Annotated in this window: 19 protein-coding genes; 8 read left to right on the top strand and 11 right to left on the bottom strand. The window is 68.9% G+C overall.

Translation table 11 applies throughout. The annotated features are described in order from the left end of the window. Positions 1–64 precede the first annotated feature (64 nt). From MKK63_RS13830 to MKK63_RS13810, 5 genes are all read right to left on the bottom strand, one after another. Positions 65–628 carry an NUDIX domain-containing protein gene (locus MKK63_RS13830; RefSeq protein WP_244002613.1) on the bottom strand — a complete coding sequence of 188 codons (564 nt, stop codon included), beginning with the start codon at positions 626–628 and terminating at the stop codon, positions 65–67. Between the two features lie 39 nt (positions 629–667). Beyond that, positions 668–922: a sulfurtransferase TusA family protein gene (locus MKK63_RS13825; RefSeq protein WP_244002611.1), complete on the bottom strand. Its 255-nt coding sequence runs from the start codon at positions 920–922 to the stop codon at positions 668–670. A gap of 179 nt (positions 923–1,101) precedes the next feature. After that, a complete protein-coding gene (locus MKK63_RS13820; protein WP_244002609.1) occupies positions 1,102–1,422 on the bottom strand; it encodes a hypothetical protein in 321 nt (106 codons plus the stop codon). Between the two features lie 97 nt (positions 1,423–1,519). Then, complete coding sequence (locus MKK63_RS13815; protein WP_244002607.1) at positions 1,520–2,887, bottom strand: glutamate--cysteine ligase; 1,368 nt, start codon at positions 2,885–2,887, stop codon at positions 1,520–1,522. A gap of 291 nt (positions 2,888–3,178) precedes the next feature. Further along, positions 3,179–3,931 carry a 16S rRNA (uracil(1498)-N(3))-methyltransferase gene (locus MKK63_RS13810; RefSeq protein WP_244002605.1) on the bottom strand — a complete coding sequence of 251 codons (753 nt, stop codon included), beginning with the start codon at positions 3,929–3,931 and terminating at the stop codon, positions 3,179–3,181. Positions 3,932–4,151: 220 nt separating this feature from the next. Between MKK63_RS13810 and MKK63_RS13805 the strand changes: the two genes are divergently transcribed. Continuing rightward, positions 4,152–4,631, top strand: a complete 480-nt coding sequence (locus MKK63_RS13805; protein WP_244002603.1) for a hypothetical protein — start codon at positions 4,152–4,154, stop codon at positions 4,629–4,631. Between the two features lie 190 nt (positions 4,632–4,821). Next, entirely contained in the window at positions 4,822–5,784 is a 963-nt protein-coding gene (ubiA, locus tag MKK63_RS13800) for a 4-hydroxybenzoate octaprenyltransferase (protein ID WP_244002601.1), read from the top strand. A 13-nt stretch (positions 5,785–5,797) separates the two neighbouring features. Here ubiA and MKK63_RS13795 read toward each other — a convergent pair whose 3' ends face one another. Next, positions 5,798–6,253, bottom strand: coding sequence for a DUF6101 family protein (locus MKK63_RS13795; RefSeq protein WP_244002599.1), 456 nt, complete (start codon positions 6,251–6,253; stop codon positions 5,798–5,800). Positions 6,254–6,656: 403 nt separating this feature from the next. Between MKK63_RS13795 and MKK63_RS13790 the strand changes: the two genes are divergently transcribed. Further along, the gene (locus tag MKK63_RS13790; RefSeq protein WP_244002597.1) at positions 6,657–7,472 is read left to right on the top strand and encodes an inositol monophosphatase family protein; all 816 of its coding nucleotides are present in this window, start codon (positions 6,657–6,659) and stop codon (positions 7,470–7,472) included. A gap of 21 nt (positions 7,473–7,493) precedes the next feature. Here the strand turns inward: MKK63_RS13790 and MKK63_RS13785 are convergent, their stop codons facing one another. Both MKK63_RS13785 and MKK63_RS13780 read right to left on the bottom strand, forming a co-directional pair. Further along, positions 7,494–7,730, bottom strand: a complete 237-nt coding sequence (locus MKK63_RS13785) for an AsnC family transcriptional regulator (protein ID WP_244002595.1) — start codon at positions 7,728–7,730, stop codon at positions 7,494–7,496. Between the two features lie 218 nt (positions 7,731–7,948). Next, the gene (locus MKK63_RS13780) at positions 7,949–8,158 is read right to left on the bottom strand and encodes a cold-shock protein (RefSeq protein ID WP_243916163.1); all 210 of its coding nucleotides are present in this window, start codon (positions 8,156–8,158) and stop codon (positions 7,949–7,951) included. Between the two features lie 318 nt (positions 8,159–8,476). Here MKK63_RS13780 and MKK63_RS13775 point away from each other — a divergent pair, with 318 nt between their 5' ends. After that, positions 8,477–8,866, top strand: a complete 390-nt coding sequence (locus tag MKK63_RS13775) for a hypothetical protein (RefSeq protein WP_244002593.1) — start codon at positions 8,477–8,479, stop codon at positions 8,864–8,866. Between the two features lie 9 nt (positions 8,867–8,875). On the opposite strand, the gene MKK63_RS13770 is transcribed toward MKK63_RS13775, so the two are convergent. From MKK63_RS13770 to MKK63_RS13760, 3 genes are all read right to left on the bottom strand, one after another. Further along, positions 8,876–9,079 carry a hypothetical protein gene (locus MKK63_RS13770; protein WP_244002591.1) on the bottom strand — a complete coding sequence of 68 codons (204 nt, stop codon included), beginning with the start codon at positions 9,077–9,079 and terminating at the stop codon, positions 8,876–8,878. Positions 9,080–9,624: 545 nt separating this feature from the next. Further along, positions 9,625–11,286: a calcineurin-like phosphoesterase C-terminal domain-containing protein gene (locus MKK63_RS13765; protein ID WP_244002589.1), complete on the bottom strand. Its 1,662-nt coding sequence runs from the start codon at positions 11,284–11,286 to the stop codon at positions 9,625–9,627. A 183-nt stretch (positions 11,287–11,469) separates the two neighbouring features. Then, on the bottom strand, positions 11,470–12,768 hold the full coding sequence (locus MKK63_RS13760; RefSeq protein ID WP_244002587.1) for a murein L,D-transpeptidase: 1,299 nt from the start codon (positions 12,766–12,768) through the stop codon (positions 11,470–11,472). A 231-nt stretch (positions 12,769–12,999) separates the two neighbouring features. On the opposite strand from MKK63_RS13760, the gene MKK63_RS13755 reads away from it, so the two are divergent. From MKK63_RS13755 to MKK63_RS13740, 4 genes are read left to right on the top strand one after another with little or no spacing between them, the layout of a single operon-like run. Beyond that, complete coding sequence (locus tag MKK63_RS13755; protein WP_244002585.1) at positions 13,000–13,386, top strand: hypothetical protein; 387 nt, start codon at positions 13,000–13,002, stop codon at positions 13,384–13,386. Between the two features lie 42 nt (positions 13,387–13,428). Further along, positions 13,429–14,382 (top strand): DUF1775 domain-containing protein, encoded by a 954-nt coding sequence (locus MKK63_RS13750; RefSeq protein ID WP_244002583.1) that lies wholly within the window; start codon positions 13,429–13,431, stop codon positions 14,380–14,382. A gap of 51 nt (positions 14,383–14,433) precedes the next feature. Then, a complete protein-coding gene (locus MKK63_RS13745) occupies positions 14,434–14,850 on the top strand; it encodes a hypothetical protein (protein WP_244002582.1) in 417 nt (138 codons plus the stop codon). Positions 14,851–14,892: 42 nt separating this feature from the next. Next, on the top strand, positions 14,893–17,025 hold the full coding sequence (locus MKK63_RS13740) for a TonB-dependent receptor family protein (RefSeq protein WP_244002580.1): 2,133 nt from the start codon (positions 14,893–14,895) through the stop codon (positions 17,023–17,025). Positions 17,026–17,286 lie beyond the last annotated feature (261 nt).

Genomic DNA, 17,286 nt, shown 5'->3' with positions numbered 1-17,286 from the left:
GAGGGGAGCTGAAGCACCAGGCACGGCCACCTCGAGAGCCCGGCAGGCGCCGCCGCCCCGAACCTCAAAACAGGTCGGGCCGCCGCAATTGAAGCGCGTAGAGGAGCACCAGCGACTTCATGTCGGTGAGCCGACCGTCCCGGCCCATGGCGGCCAGTTCCCGGAGCGGGATCTCGTGGACCGTGACCGCCTCGCCCTCCGAGGCCAGACCGCCGCCGGTCCCCGCCCGGTCGTCGGCCCCGTAGGCGGCCAGGAACAGGTCCATCCGCTCGGTGGAAATCCCCGGCATCGACCAAGCGCTCGCGATGGGGTCGAGTTGGCTCAGGCGCAGGCCCGTCTCCTCCATGGCCTCGCGCCGGGCTTCATCCTCGGCCGCGCCCTCGTCGAGCAGGCCCGCCGGAACCTCCATGTGGGTCGGCGGACCGTCGGAAAAGAGAACCGGCGCCCGGAACTGCGAGACCAGCGTGGCGACCCGCCGATCCGGATCGTACGGCAGGACTGCGACCGCCCGGCCGTGATCCTCGATTTCCCGCGTCATGCGGGTCCCATCCTCCTGGATGACTTCGGCCACGAGGAAACGGGCCCAGCCGTCGTGCACGAGGCGCACGCCCCCGATCCGTGGTGCCATGCCGGTTTCATCCCGTCCCTGGAAAGTCTGACGGATCGTTCAGGAATGCGGCGGCATCGCGGAACGCGCGATACGGAAGCACAGGCGATCACCGTGCCGCTCCGCCGCGTCGAGCCGGGCGCCCTCCTCGCGGACGAGATTCGGGATATCGATCATCGCCAGGGGATCGGTGCAGGTAACGACGAGAATCCTCCCTGCGGCCAGCCGGCGCAGCGCCTTGCGGGTGTGCAGGACGGGGAGCGGACATTTCAGGCCGCTGAGATCGAGATCGACGCTATTCGTCTCGTCTTGCACGCGGCACGCCCCCGATCCCGATCCCGATCCCGATTGCGAGCGTCTTAGGGCTGCGCCCATTCGCCTTGCAATCGTGCGCGGCCCGAAGCCGTCATTTTAACGCGCTCTCTTGCGCCGAACCTGTATCCACTTCGGCGGAGAACGCCCCAGACCTCACCGCTTCGGCGAACCGGTTCCGCTCACCATTCGGGATGGCTGAAGGCGGGCCCGTCATACCAATCCGGGTCGGACCACGCGTAGCGGGGCCCATAATAGCCGTACTCGAAACCGTGGGAGCGCGTCGGCGCGTAGGCGTAGCCGTACCCGAACGGCACCGGGTACTGGTACTCACCGTAGTAGCTGTAGAATGGTGGCCGGGTCGGCCCCGGCGGCGGGCCGGCGATGCGGCGGCCCATATTTGGTCCTGCGCGATACTGCGGCGGATCGGCGGCGAAGCTCGGACCGGCGCTGACCGACAGGGATACCATCCCGGCCAGCAGGGCGGCGGCGTAGCGAATCATGGAACACTCTCCTGCGCATGACGGCATGCTTCGGAATGGTCCATCATTACGCTTCGGGCTTGCGTCGCGCTGGCGCGTTCGCAACGTCAACGCAGCCTTAAAACACGCATTCCGAGAAGGTCGCGCGCACGCAGGCGCCCCAGCGGCCCTCATAATCGGCGAGCAGATCGTCGGCCCGGGTCCGGCCGGCCGCCACGATGGCTTCCAGCGGCTGAAGATATATCGTCTCGTCGCGACCCTCGGCGTCGCGGCGGCTGCGCGCGCGCAGGCCGGACCGTGCAATGGCCAGGGCCTCGGCGGCGACCGCGCCCAGCGTCGTGTGGGCCACCGGGGTGGCCAAGCCGAGCCGCGGCGCCGTGGCCCGTGCAGCCTCGCGGTTGGCCGCATTCCAGCCCTTCACGAGGTCCAGGGCGGCGTCGAGGGCCGATTCGTCATAGAGTAGCCCGGCCCAGAAGGCCGCTTGAGCGGCGATCATGCCGGGATCGCCGACATCGGCCCCGCGCATTTCGAGGAAGCGCTTGAGCCGCACCTCGGGGAAGGCGGTCGAGGCATGGTTGGCCCAATCCGCCACCGTGGCGTACTCGCCCTGGAGCTGCGGCAGCTTGCCAGCCATCAAGTCGCGGAACGAGGCACCCGACACGTCGTGGTAGGTGTCGCCGCGCTTGACGAAGTACATCGGCATGTCGAGCAGCCAGTCGGCGTAGGCCTCGTAGCCGAACCCGGGCTCGAACGCGAAGGGCAGCATGCCGGTGCGGTCGGGATCGGTATCGCGCCAGATCTCGGAGCGGCGGGACAGAAACCCGTTCGGCCGCCCGTCGGTGAACGGCGAGTTGGCGAAGAGCGCGGTGGCGACTGGCTGTAGCGCCAGGGAGGCGCGCATCTTGCGCACCATGTCGGCCTCGGAGGCGAAATCGAGATTCACCTGCACGGTGGCGGTGCGCAGCATCATGTCGAGGCCCAGCGATCCGACCTTCGGCATGTAGGACGCCATGATCTTGTAGCGGCTCTTGGGCATAACCGGGGTCTCGTCCCGGCGCCATTTCGGGCTCATGCCGAGGGTCAGGAATTCGATGCCCAGGGGATCGGCCACCCGCTTGGTGGCCGCGAGGTGGGTCGCGAGTTCCGCCGCGGTGCCGTGGACGTCCGGCAGGGCCGCGCCGGACAGCTCGAACTGCCCGCCGGGCTCGATCGAGATCGCCCCGCCCTCCTCGGCCGCGAGGCCGATGATGTGGCCCATGTCGAGGATCGGCTCCCAGCCCGTCTCGCGAGCGAGGCCCTCCAGAAGGGCTTTGATGCCCCGGTCCCCGTCGTACGGCACGGGCGCCCGGTTGTCCCGGTAGAACGGGATCTTCTCGTGCTCGGTCCCAATGGCGAATCGCGCGCGTGGCTTCTCGCCGGCCGCGAACCATTCGATCAGTTCGGCACGCGAGGTAATCGGCGTGCTGTCGTTGCTGTCGCGCGCCATGCGCCACCCGTCCGTGCGTCTGACCTGAGCCTGGGATGAGCGCGCCGGGTTGCTCCGACGGGTCCGTCCGGTTCCCCCACCGGCGAACGGGGTCCGGGCGGACGCCCGCCCCCGACCCCGACAAGGGCGCGGCGCAGGCGGCGTCCGTTCACGCACATAGTCGAGGCGCCGAGAACCCACAACGCGGCGCCGTGGACCGACATGCGCGAACACGTCCGTACTGCGGAAACAATCAGACGCCGCCACGCCCCGATGTGCGCGGGCACACATGAAATTTGGCCGTCGCGTCCATCACCGCGCGTCACCGAGCACGGCCTGGACCAGGGCCAGCACCGCGACCGCTGCGGTGTCGGCCCGCAGGATCCGCGGGCCGAGCGACAGGGCGACTGTGTTGGGCCGGGCCCGGATCAGGACCCGTTCCTCGTCTGAGAAGCCGCCCTCCGGCCCGACCAGCACGGCGAGCGGCGGCGGCGCCTCGGGATCGGCTGCGGCCGCGAGCGCCTTCACCGGGTCGCGCACCGGCGCGTCCTCGTCGCAGAACACGACGAGCCGCTCGGGATCGAGGTCTTCCAGCACGTCGGCGAGCCGCTCGGGATCCGGACAGTCCGGGATCGCCAGGATGCCGCACTGCTCCGCGGCCTCGACCGCGTTGGCACGCAGGCGGTCCATGTTGACCCGGTCACCTTGCGTATAGCGGGTGATCACCGGCCGGATCGTACCGGCCCCCATCTCGACCGCCTTCTGCGCGAGATAATCCAGGCGTGCGCTTTTCAGCGGGGCGAACAGGTAATGGAGATCGGCGGGCGCAGGCTGCGGGCGGGTCTGCACGGCGACGCGCAGGTCGGCGCCCTTCCGTCCCGTCTGGATCAGATGGGCCCGCCACTCGCCGTCGCGGCCGTTGAAGACCAGAACGGGGTCGTCCGGCCCCCGGCGCAGGACGTTCAGCAGATAGTTCGCCTGCGCCCGTTCGAGCGGCAGGCTCACACCCTCGGCAAGGTCGGCCGCGACGTGGAGGCGCGGGGCGGTGAAATCGTAGGCCGGCATGCCGGCGTGGTCGCAAGGCGACTCGACCCTGTCAACGCCGGAGGCGCCGACGAAAGTGTTGCCAAAGGGTTACGACCGCGGCTTTTCGGCTTTCGACGCATAGTCGTCTGGGAGAGCCGGTTTGTCGCTCGATTGACGCCACATTCCTATGGCGAACCCATCAATACGGAATTGGGCCGGCCGCACGCGGATTCGGCAGGGGCGTCGAGGGAGTTGCGGGATGGTGAAGGGGCGGTTGAGTCTGGGAGCGGCGGTGCTGGTCGGCACCGTGATGGTCGGCACGGCAGCCTCCGCGCAGAGCGCTGCACCGGAATGCGGCGCGATCCAGAAGACCCTGGCCGAGCGCAAGGCGCTGGTCAGCAAGGCGAACGCGGCCTCGCAGACGAAGAAGAAGATGACCCCGCAGGAGGCCTGCGCCCTGTTCGGACGGCTCCAGTCCAACGGTGCCGAGGGCATGAAGTGGATCACCGCCAACAAGGAATGGTGCTCGATCCCCGATTCCTTCGCGGAGGGCTTCAAGGCCGACCACATGAAGGTCAGCGGCATCCGCACCAAGATCTGCAGCGTGGCCGCCCAGGCGACCAAGATGGAGGCCCAGGCCCGCGCGCAGGCCTCGGCTCAGGCCAGCGGCCAGGGCGGCGGCCTGCTCGGCGGTCCGGGCCTGACCGGCAGCTTCAAGCTGCCGCAGGGCGCGCTGTAAGAGCGTCGCGCGCGCTCTTCACCGAATTTGTCGCCCATTCGGCACGAAAGAGCGCGTCAATGCGAGATCCGAGAGCCGCGCCCGATTGCAACACGATCGGGCACGGCTCTAAGGGGTTGCGGATCCGACGCGAATTCTTCCTCCGCGACGGCGGGGGGATCGACATGCGGGACGCCCGGAGATCCGGCCGATGAGCGGGCAGCCGACGGGCGGTGTCGTGATCGAGGATCGACGTCCGGCCGATGCGGTCTCGGGCCATTGGGTCGAGCGGCTCGCTCCGCGATCCTGGCGCCCCTATCTCCGACTCGCGCGGATCGACCGGCCGGTGGGTTGGTGGCTGCTTCTGCTCCCGTGCTGGTGGTCGGCCGCGCTGGCCGCGATCGCGGCGGACCAAGCCTTTCCCGATCCCTGGCACTGCCTGCTGTTCCTGATCGGCGCGGTGGCGATGCGCGGAGCGGGCTCGACCTACAACGACATCGCCGACCGCGACCTCGACGCGCAGGTCGAGCGCACACGGCTGCGCCCCCTCCCCTCCGGTCAGATCCGGCCGCGCCACGCGGCCCTGTTCCTTGTGGTCCAGGCCCTGGTGGGGCTCGCGGTACTCTTGCAATTCAACGAGCAGGCGATCCTGATCGGGCTGTGCTCGCTGCTGCCGGTCGCGATCTACCCGTTCATGAAGCGCATCATGCCGCTGCCCCAGGGCGTGCTGGGGCTGGCCTTCGCTTGGGGTGCGCTGATGGGCTGGGCGGCGGTATTCGCGCGCCTCGATGCATCGCCGCTGCTGCTCTACGCGGGGGCGTGGTTCTGGATCGTCGGCTACGACACGATCTACGCGGTCCAGGACATCGAGGACGACGAGATGGCCGGGATCCGCTCGTCCGCCCGCCTGTTCGGCCAGCATGTCCGCGGCGCGGTCGGCCTCTGCTACGCGCTGGCAGCCGCGCTGGTGGCGCTGGCGGCATGGCGGGCCGGGGCGGGACCCGTAGGTTTCCTGGGTGTGGCGGCCTTCGCCGGGCATCTCGCCTGGCAGGTCCTGTCCCTGCGGGAGCGTGACGGGCGCGGGGCGCTGACCCTGTTCCGCTCGAACCGCGATGCGGGCCTGATCCTATTCGCGGGCTTCACAGCCGACGCGCTGCTGCGCACCCTCGCGTAATGCGCCGCGCCGATCAGGTCCGGGCGATGATTTCGTTCTCGCCGCGATAGATCTGCGGCCGCGCCGGCAACCGGCCGGTCTTGCGGCGAGCGAGGAAGCGCGGGCGGCGACCGCCAAGCCCGGCGTGGCGCCGACGAATCCGGACCCGGCCGAGGATCAGGCGGCCGATCTGCTCGGTGACAGGCTGGAGCACGCCATCCTCGCGGACGATCATCCGCACCAGTCCGGCGCGCGCCGCGATGTCGCGCCAGATAGCGACGACGTCATCCTCGTCGAAGCAGCCGAGCCGGTGCAGTTCCCCGCCCGCGGCGTCGACCAGGATCAGGCTGAACCGATCGGCCCCGGCCATCTCGGCTTCCTCGACGGCGTAGGCCAGCGCGATCCCGGCGGCGCGACGGGCGCCCGGGATGCGGCCGATCACCGGGAGCGGCGAGGCCGTGAGATGAAGCGTGCCCTCGGCAACCGGCATGCAATGTCCTGCGCGACGTTCGTCCGTGTACGGGGAAGTGTTCATCGGTCCGAGTCCCTGGGGCAAGTGGCGGCCGCTGCCGGGCCGTCCGTTATGCCAAGCAAAATCGCACCCGAACTCCTCCGCACCGCTTAAGAGCCGTCGTTAAGCGATTCTGGACAGGGCTGTCATTTGTGGAATGCTCAATGCTTCCTTGAATGCTCAACAGTTCCTTGCGCGGATTGTTCGTTATCGATTGATCAACCAGCATCCTTGTGGCGGTGCGGGCGGCGCCGTACAACGGGAGGGTCGGGCGTGCGATACTCCGTGCCCTATCCTCTCAGCCCGAACGCAAAGCCATCCGCGCGACCGGGTGGACGGCGCGACAGGCCCCTGGGCCCCCACAATGTCTACGCGGAGCACGATGCCCGAGCCCCTCACCGACGACGCCGTATCCGCCTTGATGCCGGAGTTGCGCGCCGTCATGCGCGAGGCCGCCGACATCGCGCGGCCATACTTTCGGCTCGGCGGCAACACCACCGCGCGGATCTGGTCGAAGGCTGGTGGCTCACCGGTGACCGAGGCTGACGTCGCGGTGGACGCCTTCCTGAAGGTCCGCCTGAGCGCGCTCGTCCCGCGGGCGGCGTGGCTGTCGGAGGAGACTGCCGACGACCCAGCGCGCCTCGGCCACGACCTCGTCTGGATCGTGGATCCGATCGACGGGACCCGGGCGTTCCTGTCGGGCCACCCGGATTGGTCGATCGCGGTCGCGCTGCTCGCCGACGGCGAGCCGCTGATCGGCTTCGTGCACGCGCCGGCGCTGGAAGTCGATTACGAGGCTGTGCGCGGACGCGGCGCGACCCGGAACGAAGCATCGATCCGTGTGGATGCGCGGCAGGACTTGCCAGGGGCACGCGTCACTGGCCCGAAGCCGATGCTCGACCGCTTGGCGCGGGGCGCCGGGCCGAACCCGGACTTCACGGTGATCGCACGGATCCCGTCGCTCGCCCTGCGGCTCGCGCGGGTGGCGGAGGGGAGTGTCGATGTGGGCATGATCTCGGGCCATGCCCGGGATTGGGATCTCGCGGCCGCAGATCTGATCCTGCGCGAGGCCGGGGGGATCGTCTGCGACCTCGATGGCGTAGCCACCCCATACAACCGGGCCGATCCGGTCCACAACGAACTGCTCGCGGTCCCGGCGGCCCTGCGTGATCCCGTACTCGCGGCCTGGGGCCGCTGAGCTGGGATCGCTGAGCGCGCCTCAGTTCGCCTGCGCTTCGCGGAGCGTAACCGCAGTCGGGGCGAGCCCGAGGCGGTCGGCGAGATGCCAATGCAGCTCGCGTGGGGAATGGTAATTGTAAGAGCGGTCGATCAGATAACTGATGTCAGCTCCGGTCTGGTCCGCGTTCCGCGCTTCGGCGAGCTTGCCGACCCGGAAGGTCGGGGCATCGGTCACGGGGGAACGAAGGCCGCGGCGGCGTGTGTACTCGAATAACATAAACGTCTTTTCTTTTCTGATCTTTTCTGGACCGGATGTTTGCTTGATCCGGCATCGTTTCTGGGATGTTGCCTCCGGTGCGACCTGCTCCCGGACGGTCTTGTCCGGATCGGTAGCGTCGGAAGGGGGAGCCGCATCTTGCGGCCGGCTCGCGGTCCTTACCGAGGCCCCCGTCGCGTCATGCGCATCACGCGGGCAGGGTCGGATCCGCCGAGGGATCAGGCCGCCTGAAGGTTGCCCGCGGCGTCCTTGCCGCTGCGCTTGTCGGTCAGGATCTCGTAAGTGACCCGCTGACCTTCGATCAGGTTGCGCATTCCGGCGCGCTCGACAGCCGACACGTGGACGAACACGTCCTTGCCGCCATCGTCAGGCTGGATGAAGCCGTAGCCCTTGGTTTCGTTGTACCACTTTACAGTACCGGTATTCACGTAGTGTACCTCATTCGTCCATAGGCCACCGGCGCGGCGCGAGGGCCGCGTGGTGCACCACGGTCTTTCTGGATTTGGCCAGTGTGGCGGGGCGCGAGTCGCTGAACCTAAAACGGCGTCAGCCTCGGTGGGTAAGCCCCCCACACACCTATTTAGGCGAGCGCTGCGGCGGCAACAAGGCGCCGGCTGCGTATCTTCTGCGTCGCAGGCTGGGGCGGAACGCACATCCGGGATGCACGGCCCCCTGTGATTTCGGGGCTCCGCGATGCATATACGGTGTGCGTGCAAACAGTTACGGCGCGCGGCTCTGGACGATACATGGCAGGCATATCGGTCTCGCTGGACGGTGCGAACATCCAGCTGTCCTTCCAGAAGGACGATCAGGCGACGGCGGTGGTGATGGATGCCCGGGCCGCCCGCGCCCTCGTGCGCGCCGTCGGTCAGCTCCTTACGGCGATCGACGACACCGACGAGCCCGACCTGGGGGACGAGATGGGCGACGAGGAGATCGCGATGCTCGACGTCACGTCATCGGCGATCGAGGTCGGCACCGACGAGGAGGGACAGGCCGTGGTCGCGCTCCAGGCCGGCGCGCTGCCGCCGTTCCAGCTACGCCTGACCGACGAAGAGGCCCGCCACGTGGTGACGAGCCTCTCCGAGATCCTCAACGCGCCGCGCGACGTTCGCACCTCGCACGGCGGCCACTGACCGCCCGCGTCACATGCGCGTGCCGGGATCGGTCGGCGCGCCCGGGAATACGTCGGGCTCGGAACCCGGGCCACCCGGCTCACCGATGCCGGGATCGTTCACCGGATAGGGCGTGCGCGGTCCGGTCGGGCCGATATCGGGCTCCTCATTGGGGATGGGCGGGGGCGGCGGCAGATCGCCGGGCGTAGGCTCGGGTAGGCCGGGATTGGCCATGACGCGGCTCCTATCAGTTCGGGATTGGGACCAACGGATCGGGCGCCCGGCAGTTCCTCTATGGGCGGGATCGGAAGCGCCTGGAGCCGTGCCCGATCGCGTCGCACACAAAACACGACAGTCGCGCGCCGACGAGCCTTGAGGGGCGCGACCTGCCCCCTCTCCCGGGCGGGCTAGCGGATTCTACATCGGGTTCGGGATCATCGTGCGGTTGCCAAATGGGGCGGCCCAGATGGCTCAAGCGCCCCCCTCCCCCCTCTGCGGGGGAGGGGGGGCGCTTGAGCCGCTTTCGCCTCTCCAAGGAAGATAAGTGCATCCGTTAGCCCCGCGAGGGGGAGGGGAAACGCGCGGGTTTCTCAAGCCCTTGGTGTTCGGCAGAGATGTGTGAATCCGCAAGCCCGCACGGGAGAGGGGACCCGCGCATCAATCGGCGAAGGCGGCATCCCTGTCGTGTACCGTGCGCGTTGCAATCGGGCACGGCTCTCAGCTCTTGTCGTGACGCGCTCTGTTGCGCCGAACCGGTGTCCACTTCGGCGGAGTGCGCTCTAACCGCCCGCGCGCTCGCCCAAAACCTCCAGTACGGCGACGCTGCGGATCGGGCGCCCGTACTCGTCGGACCCCTCCACGGTGACGCGATGGGCACCCGGCGCGAGGTCGTCGGGCAGCCGCGCCGTCCAGATGTGGGTGGAGGGTATGGCCTGCACCCAGCTCTTCTTGGTCTCGGGATAGCGGGCGAAGAGCTCCGCGACGAACGGATCGGTTCGCCGTGTCCGGGTCATCGCCTGAGCCGGCCGGTCGCCGATCCGGAACGCCAGGTTCGTGCGCGGGCCGCCATCGAACACGTTCACCACCAGATTCGTGTCGGCGAGCGCATCCTGCGGGACCGGCGGCCGGAGTCCCCGTACCGGCCGGGTCAGGCGGATCACCTCCACGGCGCCGGCCCGCGCCTCGCTCTCGAACAGGATCCGCATCGTCTCGTCCGGCTGACCCTGCGCCGGCAGGTAGCGGGTCGTGTAGTCGGTCCCGCGCACCGACAGGAGGTGGAAGCCGTTCGGCGTGCCGTCGCGGCTGTCGGCCGAGGGGATGCCGGTGCGCGTATCGGGCCCGCTCCACCACGAGCCCGACACGGCGGTCAGCACGTGATGATGGTGCCCCTGGGCCGGGTAGTGGTGCTCGGTGGTGTGGGTGTGACCGGCCAGACTCAGCACCTTGCGCCCCGCCAGCAGGTCGAGGAGTTCCGTTCGGTCGGTGGTGATGCCGTGGGGATCGTCGGGCGTCGTGTCGGTGACGAGCGGGATGTGCATGGCGAGCACGATCAGGTCGTCCCGCGGAATTTCGGCCAGCAGGTTGCGCAGGAAGGCCAGGCTGCGCTCGCCGATCCGGCCCCGGTAGGTGTTGGCTCCCACCGGCACCGGCGGCCCCAGCCACTCGACATTGTCGAGCATCACGAACCACGCCCGCCCGTGGCGGAACGCGTAGGTCGGCGCACCGAACACCCGCTTCCAGGTTTCGCGGCTGTAGCGGGCATCCGGCGACTGCATGTTGAGGTCGTGGTTGCCCGGCAGGCTGTACCAGGGCAGGCCGATCCGGCCGACGATGCGGTTCGAGCGGCCGTAGAGTGACAGATCGTCGAACAGCACGTCGCCCATGGTCATGCCGAAGGCGGCGGGGATCGCCATGGCGCGGGCGATTGCGGTGTCGCGCACGTGGTCGAGTTCGAACCGGCTCTCGGGCTGCGGATCGGTGAACAGGACGACGTCGAAATCCGCGGGCTCGTCGACGCGGGTCAGCGTAAAGTCGATCGAGGCCGGCAGGGGGCCGGTCGGCGCTACGCCCCGGTAGCGCAGGCCCACGCTTGCGGGGGTGCCGTCCGGCTGGTGGATGTAGGAATGGCGCGGCACGTTGTCGGCGTCCCGCGGCAGGGCATAGCCCGGGGGCTTGATCACGAAGACCGCGCCGTCGCCGGGCATCGGCAGCCGGTAGCGGCCCTGGTCGTCGGTGCGCGCGATCTCCCGGCCGTTGGAGACGAGGACCCCCGGCAGCGGTGCCCGGTCCCCGCCAGCCCCATCCACAGCGTCGACGCTCCCGGTCGCCTCCGCGGCGCCCTGCGCGTCGGCACGTCCGGCAACGAGGCCCAGACCTGCGAGACCGACCACGGTCTCGCGGCGGGTCAGGCGTCCGTCTCCGGGAATGGGTTCGCGCGACATCGGGACTCCTGAAGAGAATCGTGCTTCGCCGCCCGGCAAAGCCGCGACCGAGACGTGGTTTCAAGCGGCCAAGCAGACGCAGTTGACCGGGGGATGACAAACACCCTCGGAAACGCGCGAGGCCCGCATCTCGGCGGAGATGCGGGCCTCGAAAGATCCGAACCGAGCGTATCGGCCGGTCGCTTACTCCTCGTCGCCGGGCTCGAAGCTCTGCGGCATCGGCTCGGCGCTGGCGACTGGGGTCGGCGCGCCGATGGTCGAGGGCACGTTGACGCCATCGCGCTTGTAGATGTCGTCGCGGAACTGGACGATCCCGTCCGGGGTCGACCACGCCGTGATGTAGGTCCAGTAGACCGGCACCGGCTGGGCGATGTTGGCGTCGACGCGCTTGCCGCTCTCGATCGCCTCTTCGACCTTCTGGCGATCCCAGCCGGGCGTGTCCTTCAACAGCCACGTGATGTACTCGCGCACGTTCTGCACGCGCACGCAGCCCGAGGAGATGAAGCGGAAATCGTCGCCGAACACGCCCTTGGTGTTCGTGTCGTGCATGAACACGCCGTAGGGGTTCGGGATGTTGATGCGCACGATGCCCATCGAGTTGAAGTCGGCGCCCGAATCCTGCCGATAGGTGAAGCGGGTGCCCTCGTCGGAGAACCAGTTCACGGATTTCGGCGAGACCTCCTGACCGTTGGCCAGGATGCGGATCTTGTTGTCCGTCAGGTAGTTCGGATCCTTCTGCATCTTCGGGATCAGGTCCTTCTTCACGATGGAAGCCGGGACCGTCCAGGTCGGGTTGAAATTGATCTGCGTCGCCTTGGTGTTCATGATCGGCGACTGGCGGTCGATCTTGCCGACGCCCGCGGCGTGGAGCGTGACGACCTGACCGTTCTCGACCGTCTCGACGAGCGCGGCCGGGATGTTGGTGATCACGAAGCGGCGGCCGAGATCGCCCGAATAGGAGCGCAGGCGGACCACATTGGTCTCGAGCTGGCGCAGGCGCACGTCGGCGGGCACATTCATCGCCTGCTGGGTAGCGAGGCTCATCGTGCCGGTCTGGCTGAGGCCGTGGCGGGCCTGGAAGCGCTTCACGCCGGCGGCGACGTAGGAATCGTACACGCCCGAACCACCGGCCGCCGAATCGAGATCGCCGGTGACGATCAGGCGCTGGCGCACGGCGGCCACGGCCGGGCCGCGGGAGCCGACCCGCAGGTGCTCGGCACCGGAGACCGGCCGCCAGCCGCCGCGGGTGACGATGTCCTTGTAGCGCTCGACCATCTGCTCGGTCGCCGCCACCGTCTGGGGCGAGAGGATCGGCACGGTCTCGCGCTGCACCTGCATGCCGGCGGGGGAGGCATAGTCCTGCGCCCATTCGGCCTGGGCGTAGTTGCCCTGGTCGCGGGCTTGGGCGGTGCCGATTCCCAGGGCGCCGAGGGCGGCCACGCTCAGGAATGTCGTGAACCGGTTGTGTGCCGTCTTGCGCATCGGTCGCTGGCTCTGGTCCGGAGTTCGTTCGGATCGTGGCGGGAGAAGATGGTCTCGGCCGTCACGGTGTTGGGTTGTGGCTTAAGACTCCCTATCGAAGGGGCCGGAATATGGCGTCGCGGTGCGCCAGCGCACGCGGCCTTCGGATGCGGCAGCCTGGCAACAGCCACGGGCTCTCGGGTGTGGCAGGGATGCCATAGCGGTTCGGAGCGGACCGCGAACGGGCGCAGCATGGACCACGCTTCGGCCAGATCGAGACGACGCGACCGCGATCCCGCGGCGCCCCTGCGCGCCGCAATCGCCGTTCTGGCGCTCTACGCCGTCGTCCTTCAGGTCTTCTTGGGCGGTCTGATGCCGCTCCCGGCCGCGGCCGACGGCCTGTGCGCGCAGCATGCGGCCTCCGATACGATGCCGGACAGGCTGCCTGCGCACGGCCACGGCGATTGCTGCACGGCGGCGCAGTTCCCAGGCACCGCACTCCCGTCCCGCGTCGCGCCCACCGTCGTGGCCTGGACGGCCGAGGCCCGTGGTAAGCCCGCCTATCGGACCGTCAGCCGGATCGGCGCCCGCGCCCCGCCGGACCGCAGCGTATCACCGCGTGGCCCCCCATCCGCCTGAGCGAGCGTTTCTCGACGAATCCCTCAGAACGGATGCATCCCCATGAAGAGTCTCATTCCGGCCGTGATCGGCCTCGGCCTCGTCGCCTCTGCGGCGCAGGCCCACGCGGTGCTGGAGCGCAAGCAGGCGAGCCCCGGCGCGTCCTATCGCGGCGTCGTCCAGATCATGCACGGCTGCGACGGCAAGCCCACCATCAAGGTCAGCGTCAGCATCCCGGAGGGGCTGATCGGCGCCAAGCCGATGCCGAAGCCCGGCTGGACGCTGGCGACCACCCGCGGCGCCTACGCCAAGACCTACACGACCCATCACGGCACCGCCGCGGAGGGCGTGACGGCGATCACGTGGAGCGGCGGTTCCCTGCCGGACGACCAAGTCGACGAGTTCACCTTCCTGGCGCAGGTCGCCGACACGTTCGAGCCCGGCGCGACAATCTACGTGCCGGTGCAGCAGGATTGCTCCGAGGGCAGCCATTCCTGGTCCGAGATCCCGAAGCCCGGCCAGGATGCTCATGACCTGAAGGCGGCGGCCCCCGCCTTCCGGATCGTTCAGGCCGCCCAGGCGGCGCCCGTGCAGGCGGCCCCCATCAAGGCCGGCGACCTGACGATCGAGACGCCGTGGCTGCGCGCCACGCCGAACGGCGCCAAGGTGGCGGGCGGCTACGTGCGCATCACCAACACCGGCAGCACGCCGGACGTGCTGACCGGGGCCGCGGTGCCCTTCGCCAAGTCGGGCGACATCCACTCCATGTCGATGGAAGGCGGTGTCATGAAGATGGCACCGGTCTCCGAGGGCCTGACCATCAAGCCCGGCGAGACCGTCGAGTTGAAGCCCGGCGGCTATCACCTGATGTTCGAGGGCCTCACCGGCGCGCCGAAGGCCGGCGACACCGTCGCGGGGACGCTCACCTTCCAGCGGGCCGGTACCGTGCCAGTGACCTTCTCGGTGGCCCCGATCGGGGCGGCCGCGCCCAGCGGCCAGCATCAGCACCAGCACTAGCAACCCTGAGGGAGCAGCGCGCCGCGAACGGCCCGTCACGAGCGCCTCAAGGTGCACACCCGATCCTACGGCAGCGAGACCGGACCACCGGGGCGTCAGCCCCGGCTGATCCCGGCTGTGCGGCGCGTGCTGGCGATCCTCGTCCTGTACGCGCTCGCGCTCCAGGGCGTCCTCGGCGGCCTCGCGATGGCCGCCGCGGCGGGGCCGGAGCACGTCCTGTGCTTGGCCAGCAGCCCCATCGACGGATCGCGCCCTTACGATCCGCACATCCCGGCCCACGGGCCGATGGTTTGCTGCGTCGCGTGCCATGCCGCCGCCCCGGCAGCCCTCCCAGCCCCCGCGCCGGCCGAGGCCGTGCCAGTGGCCGGCCCAGCGGTGCTCATCCAGAGAGGGCCGGCCCGCATCGCCCTGCCGCGGGCACCCCCTCGAACCGGTCACCACGCCCGAGCCCCGCCCCCCGTCGTCTGATCCGATCGCCCCTCCCCGATCCTCAGACACGGATATGAGTCCATGCCCTCCCCCAGCCGGGCCGGCCGCGGCGCCGCCTTGTCGCTCCTCGCCTGCGCGATTCCCCCGTCAGCCTTCGCTCAAAACGCCGCCGTGGCGCTCCCCGAACTCAGCGTCGTCGGCAGCGCAACGCCGACAGGGCCGCTCCCGGGAGAGGCGCGCGGCTCGCTCTCCGTGCCGAGCGTCGATCGCCAGCGTGCGGCGCTCTACCAGACGGTCGGATCGGTCGCGTTCGTGGACGCCGCGACGCTTCAGGACCGCTACATCAACACGATCCGCGACGTGCTCAAGGACGTGCCCGGCGTCTACGTGCAGGAGCGCTACGGCCAGGAGTTGCGCCTGTCGGTGCGCGGCTCGGGCGTCGCCCGCAACTTCCACCTGCGCGGGCTCGAAATCCTACAAGATGGCATCCCGTTCAACCTCGCGGACGGGAGCGGCGACTTCTATCAAATCGACCCGCTCGCCGTGCGGTCCGTGGAGGTCTACAAGGGCGGCAATGCCCTGACCTTCGGGGCGACGACGCTCGGCGGCGCGATCAATTTCGTCACACCGACCGCCTACACGGCGGTCGCGCCCAACCTCCTGCGCATCGACGGCGGCAGCTTCGGCACGATCCGCGAGCAGGCGCAGATGTCCCGCATCGACGGGCCGCTCGACGTGCTGGTCAATGCGACGCTGACCAATTCGGACGGGTTTCGCGCCCACGAGGCGCAGGCGACCAAGAATTTCAACGCCAATATCGGCTACCGGATCGCCCCCGATATCGAGACGCGCTTCTATCTCGGCACCTACCTGACCGATCAGAAGCTGCCCGGCAGCCTGACCCTCGGCCAGAGCCTCGCCACGCCGACGCTCGCCAATCCCACCGCCATCACCGGCAACCAGTCGCGCAAGGTCGAGACGGAGCGGATCGCCAACCGTACCTCGTTCCTGCTCGATGTCGGCAAGCTCGACGTGGACACCTGGGCGATCCACAAGAGCCTCTACCACCCGATCTTCCAGGCGCTCGATCAGGATGGCTGGACCTACGGGATCAGCCCGCATTGGGCCGGCACCTTCGATCTGGGCGGTTTTCGCGACGACGTGGTGCTGGGCCTGCGCGCCTTCGCGGGTCAGAATTCGGCCCTGCAATTCGTCAACATCCGCGGCCAGCGGGGCGCCCAGACGCTGAATGCGCTCCAGAGCGCGTCGAACTACGAGGCCTATGGCGAGAACCGGTTCTGGTTCCTGCCGGACGTGGCGCTGATGACCGGCGCCAAGGCGTTCTCGTCGAACCGCACCTACAGCGACAAGGGCGGGTTGCCCGGAAACCTGCGCCCGCGCTTCGCAGAACAGACCTATGCGGGGATCAACCCGAAGATCGGCCTGCTCTGGCAGCCCGACCCCGACATCCAGGTTTTCGGCGACATCGCCCGGTCCCGCGACGTGCCGGATTTTTCCGACCTCGTGCAGCAGAATCTCCTGAACACCACCTTCGTGCCGCTCCGGGCCCAGCGCGCCTGGACCTACGAGGCGGGTGCGCGCGGCCGGATCGACCGCCTCGCCGTCGACCTGACGCTCTACCGGTCGGACCTGCGCGACGAGCTCATCAACTTCTCGACCAATCCTGGACTCAACATCCCGGCCGCGACCTTCAACACGCCGCGCTCGATCCACCAGGGCGTCGAGGCGGCCGTGACCCTCGATCTCGCCCGCGATTTCATAGCTTCCGACGACGCCCTGAGCCTGACGCAGATCTGGACCCACAACGACTTTCGGTTCGTGCGCGATCCAGTCTTCGGCAACGGTCGGATTGCCGGCATTCCCACGGACGTGCTCCGCACCGTCCTGAATTACCGCCACCCGAGCGGCTTCCACATCGCTCCGGCCGTCGATTGGGTTCCGGAGGGTGCCTTCGCCGACCACGCCAACACCCTGAGGGTGCCGGGCTACGCGTTGCTCGGCATCGAGGCCGGGATCGACTTCGCGAACGGCGTCGCGCTGTTCGTCGATGCGCGCAATCTCACGGACGCCCGATATGTGTCGGACATCGCCGTGGTGGCGAATGCTCGGACGTCCGGGAGCCCGGCAGCCTTGGCGGCGTTTTATCCCGGAAGCGGTCGCAGCATATTCGGCGGCCTGCGGGCTGCGTTCTGAACGTGAGAGCCGTGCCCGATCGCGCTGCGCACGGTACACGACACAGTGGCGTCGGCCTGCGCGCCGGGGTGGACTTAGGGGTTCCTCGCCCAAGGGATCTCCCCATGTCCGCTTGTCTGCGTACCGTCCTAATCGAGTGTCTATGGGCGCATCTGGGCGTGTGCAGATCGCGTCTTGAGATGCTGAGCCAGCGGTTGGTCGGCTTGAACCACTACTGGCACGTCCACCTCCACCATAATGCTACCCAGTGCCAAGGTCCGG

It is taken from the genome of Methylobacterium sp. J-088 (assembly GCF_022829295.1).
In the GTDB taxonomy this organism is placed as follows: Bacteria; Pseudomonadota; Alphaproteobacteria; order Rhizobiales; family Beijerinckiaceae; genus Methylobacterium.
This window is presented reverse-complemented; position numbering and strand designations above follow the sequence as displayed.